Genomic DNA, 9,954 nt, shown 5'->3' with positions numbered 1-9,954 from the left:
ATCCCCCCTGAGATTAAAGTTCAACTTTTTCGTTAAACAGTTTAAAACTTCTGTCAATTGCATCAACAATATCTTCATCAAATCCATCCAAAATATCTTGAATATAACTTCTTCTGTTCTCCATAACCTTTTCAAGCAACTCATGTCCCTTATCTAAAACCACAATCCGAACAATGCGTCGATCGTTTTCATCTTTAACACGTTTTACCAAATCATTGCGTTCCATTCGATCTAACAAATCAGTTACAGTACTACACGCTAGAAACATTTTCGAACTCAATTCACCAATTGTCATATTTTCTTGAAAAATCAGATGCTGAAGTGCCTCAAATTGTGGGGGCGTAATTTCAACATCGTTCAAAATCTCTCTGCCTTTCTTTTTAATTTTAAAACAAACACGTCTCAAGTTCTCTTCTATTCTTACAGTTCTTTCCCTCATTTATGCCTCCATTTTTATTTAATATAAGTACTCACTCTTCTATTTTACAGAATTTTAGTAATTAGGTAAACTAAATTTTCGAGAATCGTTGTACTATTCCCATTTAATATGTTAAAATATATTAAGTTTACATTACAAGCGGAGGGGTTATGAATAAGTTCAAGGAGTTTTTTAACCAACACAAAGTTACTGTGATGGTTATTCCAAATGCTAAAAAATCGATTAAACAGTGGAAGTTCAATCTGTCCATTGCCTTTATTATATTGGTGGGATTGATTGTCGTTAATTTAACACTTTTGATTGATACAGTTTCATCTCGGGCAGAAGCCGTTACACTGTCATCAGAAAACCATGAGTTGTCTGAAAGCCTTATACAAACACAAGACAAAATCAATTCACTCTTAAGCATAAATTCAAGCAGTGCCGATGAAGTTGAACATTTAAAAACGTCACTCCACAACTCATCTGAGTTTTTAAAGACCCGCCTTGAAGAGATGGAGAAAGCTGAAAATTATATTTCGCAACTTGTTGTTATGTTTAACGAGGAAACAAAATCGGATTTGCCGGTTCCTGTTAGCCGATCTTATACACGAACACTTGATGTGGAATCTGAACTTTCAGAACAAATTATAAGTGAAGATCAGTTGCTTTTTGACGAAATAGAGGCACTCATTGTAAATGATGAAATTGGCGCTTTAATTAACGAAAGTTCTGATACGTATAGCGATTTGGTTACTCAACTTGAAAGTCAGTTAACCTACTTGGATTCTCGTCCAGACTTTTTCCCGACTAAAGGGAAAATCAGTTCTGATTTCGGCTTTAGAAGACATCCTGTAACTGGTCAACGGTCTATGCACAACGGCATTGACATCTCCAATTCTTCAGGTACTGCCATATGGGCAGCTGGAACTGGCGTCGTCACTTTTGAAGGATACGACGGAAACTACGGCAAAGTCATCATCATTGATCATGGATATGGCTACGAAACAGTGTATGCACATTTGAGCCGTATATCTGTTGAAGAAGGTGACACCGTTCAGAAAGGGGATCAAATTGGAAAAATGGGGTCTACCGGTAGAACAACCGGCCCACATCTTCACTTTGAAATTCGATATAATGGCGATTCGGTGGATCCACTAAATATTTTACAATAGGGGGAATTATGTTTCAGAAAAAAGAATATGAGTCTAATTACGACATTGTTATTGGTGAAAAATCTATTATTAAGGGTGATTTAGACAGCGAAGGCAGCATACGCGTAGATGGTAAAATTATTGGTAATATTACTACACTTGGCAATGTAATTGTTAGTGAAAATGCTTATGTTAATGGCAACATTACCTGTTCAAATGCAGAAATATTTGGTGTTTGCGAAGGTGATGTCAAGGTGAAAGGCAAGTTAAATCTCCATCAAAAATCCACTTTAATTGGAGAAGTCTTGGCTAAAAGCTTCAATACAAAAGAAGGGGCATCTTTTAAAGGCAATTGTACTGTTGATCCTGAAGAAGACATGCAAATTACGGTTGACAGCAGCATACATGACCCAAATACAAAAACATTAAGTAAAAACCTCGTAGATTTTACAAAATCTACGCCTCGTAATAATAAATCAAAAAAAGAAGATACACCTGAAGAAACTAAAAACGCACAATAAAAAGACATCAAAAAAAAGGGCATATGCCCTTTTTTTAGTGGGATTTTATTCTTTTTCAATAACACCATACCGATATTCTTTGTACTCTAATAAAAGATCATGAACAGCGTCAGCTTCTGTGACCCTTTTACTGAGTTCCAAGTGTCTAAAGGCCTTTTCAAAGATTCTACGATAAGGTTCAATCCTCACAGGCTCATGTGTATCCCTATCGTATGCAATGCCGTTTTCAAAAACTTGATCTTTACTGGCTTCATATACAACAGTATCCGTTATAAATGAGCCAGGTCCCATAAATGTTTGAGACAGAACCAACCCCTCTTTTGCATTAAGTAAATCTTGACCAAAAGTTACATACTCATTTTCAACGCCCATTATATTGAGAAGTGTCGGCAAGAGGTCAATTTGGCCTCCAGATGTTGAAATTGTTTGGCTTTCTCCTAAACCCGGCACCCTTATAATTAAAGGAATATTTAGTAAGTCTTCGTTTTTATATGGTCTTCCCAAAAAATCTTCCATGGCTTCAAAGGCTTTCTTGTTTTCAACACCAATTCCAAAGTGGTCTCCATAGATCACAAGAACAGTTTTTTCATACAAACCCTCTTCTTTAAGTTTTTCGATAGTCTGACCCAATACATGGTCTACATAATGGATGGACTGAAGATGGTCTGTAAAAAAACACACCTCTTCCTTTGGCACATCAAGAAACTGCTTTTCTGCCTGAAGTGAATAAGGTTTATGCGAAGATAAACTCACCAAAAAATCAAATTGCTTACCACTTCTCCCTTTCATTTTATCCAACGACTGCATAAAAAAATCATAATCATCCAGTCCAAAAACAATTTTATCTCCCATGATGTAATCGCGTTCAAAATATGAAGTTTCAAATCCTTCATGAGGATAAATGTTTTCTCGGTTCCAAAAGGATGCCACATAACCATGATAAGAGGTTGCTTGATACCCATTTTCTCGCATAATCCACGGCAGTCCCATAAAGGCATTGCTTTCATAAACATTATAAGTATTGCCTGTTAAAATAGGATATAAGGAATTTAAAGAAGCAAATTCAGCATCAGATGTGTTTCCTTTTCCAAGTTGCTGATAATAATGGTCAAAATAAAAAGCTTGATCTTTTATTAAGGCATTCAGGTTTGGTAAAATTTCTTGCCCCCTATAAAACGCGCCAATAAAATCATTTTGAAAAGACTCCAATTGAATAACCATTAGGTTCATATCTTTTCCTATGCCAAAATGTTGCGCGTCTACAGATTCCACTTGTTGCTTTACAATGCTTGTAATAATATCTTTCCGATCTTCAGACGTTAATCTACTGTTTTCAAAATCTGCAGAAATAAGATCATACACATGGTAGTTGAAAAATTCATATTCTTTAATGCCAGTATAGACCTGTGAAAATGATATGCTTAAAATCACCGTTGGAAATATAAGCATTGCTGCCACAAAAGCTTTTCGTTTTTTGAAGAGTTTAAAGTCAACAAGGTTTTTTCTAAGCAAAAATAAAAGCGCTATGTCTATAAATAAAATAAAATCAAAAGGTCTTATAATAGATACGACAACCTCCATAACAGAGCCCACAAACGTAACCTGATTCAATAATTTAATGGATAAGTAGTCCATAAAATATCTGTAGTACAATATATCGCCATACATAATCAAGGTGATAAGCCCTGTCAGTAAAAATGTCAATTTAGGTTTTTTATAGGTCCATACAAAAATCAAGGTAAACACTGAAATTGTAACGAGTCCATAAAGCATTTTATTAATTGGAATATCTGTTGCAAAATTAAAGTACAACACTTTGAGCACGTAAAGTGTGAAGAGTAAGACCAATGTGCTTTTTTTAGGCTTCATTTTATGCCTCCAAACAAAAAGCCGACTCAACAGTCGACTCAATCACAAAATTCAATGGTGTCCAGGATGCCGTTGCGTACAAATCTCACACCACACCTTCTCCAGGTGGGTGGACTATCCTATGCTTCTGACGTCTGTTCTAGACAGCTTGCCATCCACACGGGAACGCGTTCTCCCGTTCAATAATCAGTGGTAAAATTCATAAACGCAACCAACATCCCAGGCAATGCCTTTGATAAACATATTATACACCAAAATAATCCAGATTTCAATGCGTGAGCATGTGAATCAATTTTAACAAATCCGCCGGCAACTCTGCCGATGCGCAGATTTCATTTTTCGTTCTTGGTGCACTAAAAATCATTTCAGCACAATGAAGTGCCTGCCTATCTATATAGACACTGGTGGTTCCATAAAGAGAATCTCCATGGACTGGATGCCCAATATGGGCAAAATGGACACGAATTTGATGAGTCCGTCCTGTTTCCAAATTTATTTTAACCAAAGTATGTTTTGAATACCGTTCTATAACTTGAAAATGTGTAATGGACTCAAGACCACTACTTAAAACAGTCCTTTTAATATCCCCTTCATTTGCTCTATCTATTGGCAAATCAATCGTACCAGCATCTTGCGTCACGACACCATCCACCACAGCAAAATATGTTTTTTTCACTAAATTCAGTTTCATTTGCTCAGAAATAACCTGTTGGGCAAAGGCATTTTTTGCAATTAAAACCACGCCTGATGTATCTCGATCCAGCCGGTTGATAAAACGAATTTTATAATTTTCACACCGAGTCTTTTGATAGTTTGAAAGTGCATTTGCAAGGGTTCCTACTGGATGTCCCTTAGTTGGGTGAACAACAAGAAAAGGCTGTTTATTTACAGCCATCATATCACCATCTTCATAAATTATATCTACGGGTATTGCATTGGGCTCAAATGTGTTTTCATCATGGTCTAGCACTAACGAAATCACATCGCCTTCGTGAACAAGTCTGTTCACAGATCCCCAAGTCCCATTCAAATAGATCTGTTTATGATTTTTGCATTTTCGAATTAGGCGGCTGGATATATTCATAGATGATGCTAAAACATCTATAACTTTTAATCCGTCTTCACTGGATTCTATTTGATACGCCAACTTTAATGTTTCATTGTTAATAAACATAGCACTCCTAAAAATTATAACGAAGAACTAGAATCCCTTGGGTTTCTTTTTCTCTAATAATTATATAATGTCTGTATTTGCTCTCTGCAATCTCCCTAATGGCCATTTCATCGCACTCATTTTTAAATTCAATTATATCGACAACTGTTTTTTTCCAACCATATCGTGTTAATTTTCCCGCAGCTTCACGGTTAACCAACTCAACTGGAAGCGACCCATAGACATTGCCGTATACAGTTTCATGATGTTGCCAAAAATCATTGTGGGCATCAATCGCGCCAGATTCCATCAACTCTTCAGTGCGTTCTCTAGAATAATACTCAATTTCGTTGCCTTCATAGACATTAATGAAATGCATTGGCTTATATAAGAACTCTAATGAGTTGATAATATTAAAATCACTGTTGTGTTTTTTAACGGGTTGTATGATTACAGAATCATTTTCTATATGTTGAGACCAAAAATCAGACTTAATCTGTGAAGCAATATTTTTAATAAGTTTTACACAAAGGTCAACATCTTCTGCATCTAAATCTTCAATTGCTTCATCCAAACGCTCTACAGCTTCTTTTAAATCTTGTAATCCGTAATTCATAAAGGCTCCTATCTACAAAAGTTCTTCAATTGCCTTTGCCAGTGCCAATACAGCATCCTCTGGTGTCCAAAAATTTGTAACAAATCGGTACTCTCCCATTTCAGGCCCATTCACTAAAAACCCTCTCTTATCCAATTCAGTCACAAACAGCTCATCATTTTCAATGCCTTCAATTTCACAAAAAACCATATTGATGTCCAAGCGTTCTTCAAAAATATGAACACCCTTAATTTTAGCCAATTCTTGGGCGAGGCGTTTTGCACTTTTATGGTCTTCGTCCAGTCGCTCTACCATTTCATCAAGGGCGACAATCCCAGCTGCAGCTATTATACCAGCTTGACGCATGCCACCACCCATTAATTTTCTGTTCTTTCTGGCACGCTCGATAAATGCCGTGTCTCCCACAAGCATACTCCCTATTGGCGCACACAAGCCCTTGCTTAGACAAAACATTATTGAATCCGCATAACTTGCAATTTCTGAAGGCTTTACATTGAGCGCTGAAGCAGCGTTAAACAAACGTGCCCCATCTAAATGCACTGGTATCTCATGCTTTTTCCCAATTTCATAAATCTGTTTCATATTTTCAAGTGTCATAACTTTACCACTTGAATGGGCATTTTCTACACAAATAAGTCCAGTATCTGGATAATGAATGTCCTCTTCACGAATAAGTTTCTCTACATATTTTGGATTCATGTAGCCATCTTCTGCAGAAACAGTTCTAAGTTGTACCCCTGCAATAACAGACGATGCACCCACCTCATGCATAACTATGTGGCACATATCCCCAAGTATAACTTCATCACCTCTTTTTGTATGTGTTAATACCGCAAGCTGATTCCCAAAAGTTCCACTGGGTATAAATAAAGCAGATTCTTTACCAAGCATTTGAGCACTTTTCTTTTCAAGTTCAATAACGGTAGGATCATCACCATAGACGTCATCTCCAACTTCCGCACGATACATGGCATCTCGCATTGTTTGTGTGGGTTTGGTTACCGTATCACTTCTAAAATCAAAATATTTCATAAACATCATCCTTTATGTGAATTTTTTGAAGAATTATAGTACAATTATAGCATACGATGAATGGGTTTTGGAGGACATATGAATATCTTTATGAATAAATTAATGTTTATAGTTGTAATGCTCATTTTAGGCATTGCCCTTCTTTGGATAGGTTTTAGACTCTTTTTTATTTTAATTCCTTTTGCAATTGCTTTTGGCTTGTCTAAGCCACTCTCGTGGTTGGTAGATAAAATAAAACAAAAGACCCATTTGCCAAGGAGTCTCATTTCACTTGTTGTTGTAATTATCTTCATTGGACTTTTAATCACAGCAATTTCATTTGGTGTCTATAAAGGCGTTCAAGCACTCCGAGGAATTTCCACTTTGCTCAGCACTGTTGCAGAAAATATTGAATCTCTTACCAAACAAGCAGACTTAATCGTTTTTGAATTGCCTTGGTATGAAGCACCAATCGCGCTTAGTGATTTGCTTTTTGATTTTTACGATGTTTTTTTAAGTGCCCTAACTCAGTTAACCAATGGCGCTATTGATATTATTGTATCTGTTGCCAAAGCCCTTCCGAGTATTGGTATATTTATATTTATGCTCTTGATCTCATTGTATTTTCTAACAAGAGATCACGAAAAAGTTGTAGGTACTGTCTCCCACTATGGTTCAAAAATTAAGTTTCCTTGGCTCATTCATTTAAAAAAAAATTCATTTGAGACCATAAAACAATACCTAAAAGCACAGTTAATTATCATCAGCATTACTTACTTAATTTCATTTATTGGCCTTACAATTATGGGCATTCCTTTCAGTTATCTAATAGCTGCAGCTGTCGCTTTTATAGATTTGATTCCTATGGTTGGCCCTGCATTCATATACATGCCATGGATTGTTCTTGTGTTGATGATGTCCGAATATTCCACTGCTTTGGGACTGTTTGTAATTTATTTAATCTCTACACTAACACGTCAGACTATTGAGCCTAGAATTGTAAGTTCAAAAATTGGAACACATCCACTCATCATGTTATTTTCAATGTATACCTGCTATCGATTTATCGGAATTTCAGGTTTGATTTTAGGTCCAATACTGGTAATGATTACTCTAGTGGCCATTAGAGTTTATGAGAGCGTTTTTAGAAACACGAACATTAATGCGTAAAATCAAATTAAAGTAAAGTTTCTGTTGGTCAGATGCTTTACTTTTTTTCTTTTTGTGCTATAATTGTCCAATATATTAATTTTTGTATACATTATGCTTAGGAGGCAGCCATGGAAAATACACTCTATACAATCAAGGATAATTTCAAAGCACCTGATCAATTAAGTTCTTTATTAAAACAGCACCCAGAAATCCAATTTGTTTCATTGTTTGCAGTAGATTTTGGAAACAATCACACGGATGAAAAAATTCCAATCAACCGAATCATTGATGATTTAGAGTCTTTTTTAAAAAAAGGAATTCAAACAGATGGTTCTTCTGTTTACCTACCTGAAATCGCCACTATTAACAATGCAAAGGTGGATTTAATCCCAGATATGGATGCTCAATGGATTGTCGATTATAATAAAGGACATCCACTTCCTGGTGGCGGCTTCTCAGGCACATTGATTATTCCCTCCTTTTTATATCACGAAAATGTACCTGTCTGTTCCAGAAGTGTTCTAAAACGTTCTTCTGAACACTTTAAAAGCACAATACTGAAACTTTTAAAAGATTCTCCCGAATACCTTCGCGACTATCCTGAAATCTCTAATTTTGATGAGATTGAGGCTGTTGCTTTAACCAGCGCAACTGAACTGGAGTTCTGGGTTAAAACACCTGACACGCACATGGATATTGAAAAATTGTCTGCATCTCAACATCTTAAGGAGCAATACTGGAAACGTACCTATGGACAGGTGAGAACAGCAATGGAAGAAACGCTTTTAACTTTAGAACATTATGGGTTTGAACCTGAAATGGGGCATAAAGAAGTCGGTGGCGTTACATCAAAACTTGCAGGCACCAACACGTTTACACATATAATGGAACAACTGGAAATTGATTGGACATATGATGAAACACTACGTACAGCAGATAAAGAAATAATAGCCAAAGATATTATTAAGGACGTTTTTGAGGCCCATGGCCTAAATGTCACATTTCAAGCAAAACCTCTAGAAGGTGTTGCAGGTAGTGGCGAACACCATCATGTTGGTGTTGCTCTGAAACTGAAAGACGGAAAAAATATCAATCTTTTTTCTCCAAAAGATATGACATCTAATTTTCTATCTAAATTAGGGTATGGTGCTCTAATGGGGATTTTAAAGAACTATGAAGTTATAAACCCCTTTGTTTCTTCAACAAATGACAGCTTAAATCGGTTAAAACCAGGATTTGAAGCTCCCGTATGTATTGTTTCTTCACTGGGTCACGCCCCGCAAATTCCTTCTCGAAACCGTACAGTTTTAATTGGCTTAATTCGGGATTTAAGTAACACCCATGCCACAAGGTTCGAGCTTAGATCACCCAATCCAAATTCAAACAGTTACTTATTGCTAGCCGCTCTTTATCAGGCAAAACTTGATGGCATACAAGCCGTTATACATTCTAATGCTACGCTTTCGGATATAGAATCTGCCTTTAACAAAAAAGCAGGTGAGCCACACTTTTATTTAGAGACCCCACGGGTTTATAGAAGCGAAAAAGATGTGTTTGAAGACTACTCCAGTTCAGAAAGAGATGCTTTATTTGGTGTCCCACCTAAGACGGTATATGAAAACTTATTGGCTTTTGGAAAGTATCCTGAAAAAGTAAAAGTGTTAATGCAAAATGATATTTTTTCCGAAAAGATTGTACGGTCATATAGGGCATATATGTTAAGCGAATGGTCAACCGAACTTAAAGAGCGGATTATTCCAACCCATATTCGCACCATTAGACGCCTTGACAAACTACATGGTAATGAAGAGATTACAGATTTAGATGTTTTGAGTTGGGAATACATCAATCGTATCAGACATTCGCTTATGAAAGATTCCGTTGCATCGAAGTCCTTATTTACACAAATAAGAGAAGCCTTGGATGCCGAAAATTATGATTTAGCCTCTAATCTTCAAATTGAAATGAATGATCAAATGGGACTCCTTCTAAAAAAATATTTGGATTACAGACGAAATCTCATGATCACAAATCACTTATAAAAAAAAGGTTCGGCACAT

At 36.3% G+C, this 9,954-nt stretch carries 9 protein-coding genes and 1 other RNA gene; 4 read left to right on the top strand and 6 right to left on the bottom strand.

Annotation, left to right across the window (positions count from 1 at the left end; translation table 11 throughout):
* Window positions 1-13: 13 nt before the first annotated feature.
* Window positions 14-439, bottom strand: coding sequence for a MarR family winged helix-turn-helix transcriptional regulator (locus JOC49_RS09685; RefSeq protein ID WP_204664779.1), 426 nt, complete (start codon window positions 437-439; stop codon window positions 14-16).
* Window positions 440-588: 149 nt separating this feature from the next.
* Here JOC49_RS09685 and JOC49_RS09680 point away from each other — a divergent pair, with 149 nt between their 5' ends.
* Together JOC49_RS09680 and JOC49_RS09675 are read left to right on the top strand one after the other, a co-directional pair.
* On the top strand, window positions 589-1,593 hold the full coding sequence (locus tag JOC49_RS09680) for a M23 family metallopeptidase (RefSeq protein WP_204664777.1): 1,005 nt from the start codon (window positions 589-591) through the stop codon (window positions 1,591-1,593).
* Window positions 1,594-1,601: 8 nt separating this feature from the next.
* Window positions 1,602-2,093: a bactofilin family protein gene (locus JOC49_RS09675; RefSeq protein ID WP_204664775.1), complete on the top strand. Its 492-nt coding sequence runs from the start codon at window positions 1,602-1,604 to the stop codon at window positions 2,091-2,093.
* Between the two features lie 45 nt (window positions 2,094-2,138).
* Here the strand turns inward: JOC49_RS09675 and JOC49_RS09670 are convergent, their stop codons facing one another.
* From JOC49_RS09670 to ltaE, 5 genes are all read right to left on the bottom strand, one after another.
* Window positions 2,139-3,962 carry an LTA synthase family protein gene (locus JOC49_RS09670; RefSeq protein WP_204664773.1) on the bottom strand — a complete coding sequence of 608 codons (1,824 nt, stop codon included), beginning with the start codon at window positions 3,960-3,962 and terminating at the stop codon, window positions 2,139-2,141.
* A 54-nt stretch (window positions 3,963-4,016) separates the two neighbouring features.
* Window positions 4,017-4,191, bottom strand: a non-coding RNA gene (gene ssrS / locus JOC49_RS09665) — 6S RNA.
* A 39-nt stretch (window positions 4,192-4,230) separates the two neighbouring features.
* Complete coding sequence (locus JOC49_RS09660) at window positions 4,231-5,136, bottom strand: RluA family pseudouridine synthase (protein WP_204664771.1); 906 nt, start codon at window positions 5,134-5,136, stop codon at window positions 4,231-4,233.
* 7 nt (window positions 5,137-5,143) lie between these two features.
* A complete protein-coding gene (locus JOC49_RS09655; RefSeq protein WP_204664769.1) occupies window positions 5,144-5,731 on the bottom strand; it encodes a hypothetical protein in 588 nt (195 codons plus the stop codon).
* Window positions 5,732-5,743: 12 nt separating this feature from the next.
* The gene (gene ltaE, locus JOC49_RS09650; RefSeq protein ID WP_204664767.1) at window positions 5,744-6,763 is read right to left on the bottom strand and encodes a low-specificity L-threonine aldolase; all 1,020 of its coding nucleotides are present in this window, start codon (window positions 6,761-6,763) and stop codon (window positions 5,744-5,746) included.
* Window positions 6,764-6,841: 78 nt separating this feature from the next.
* Here ltaE and JOC49_RS09645 point away from each other — a divergent pair, with 78 nt between their 5' ends.
* Both JOC49_RS09645 and JOC49_RS09640 read left to right on the top strand, forming a co-directional pair.
* Window positions 6,842-7,912 carry an AI-2E family transporter gene (locus JOC49_RS09645; RefSeq protein ID WP_204664765.1) on the top strand — a complete coding sequence of 357 codons (1,071 nt, stop codon included), beginning with the start codon at window positions 6,842-6,844 and terminating at the stop codon, window positions 7,910-7,912.
* 110 nt (window positions 7,913-8,022) lie between these two features.
* Window positions 8,023-9,936: a type I glutamate--ammonia ligase gene (locus JOC49_RS09640; RefSeq protein ID WP_204664763.1), complete on the top strand. Its 1,914-nt coding sequence runs from the start codon at window positions 8,023-8,025 to the stop codon at window positions 9,934-9,936.
* Window positions 9,937-9,954: the final 18 nt, after the last annotated feature.

Origin of the sequence: Fusibacter tunisiensis, assembly GCF_016908355.1 — a bacterium.
Lineage (GTDB): Bacteria > Bacillota > Clostridia > Peptostreptococcales > Acidaminobacteraceae > Fusibacter_D > Fusibacter_D tunisiensis.
The sequence above is the reverse complement of the archived record's forward strand: the minus strand, read 5'-3'. Positions and strand labels throughout refer to the sequence as shown.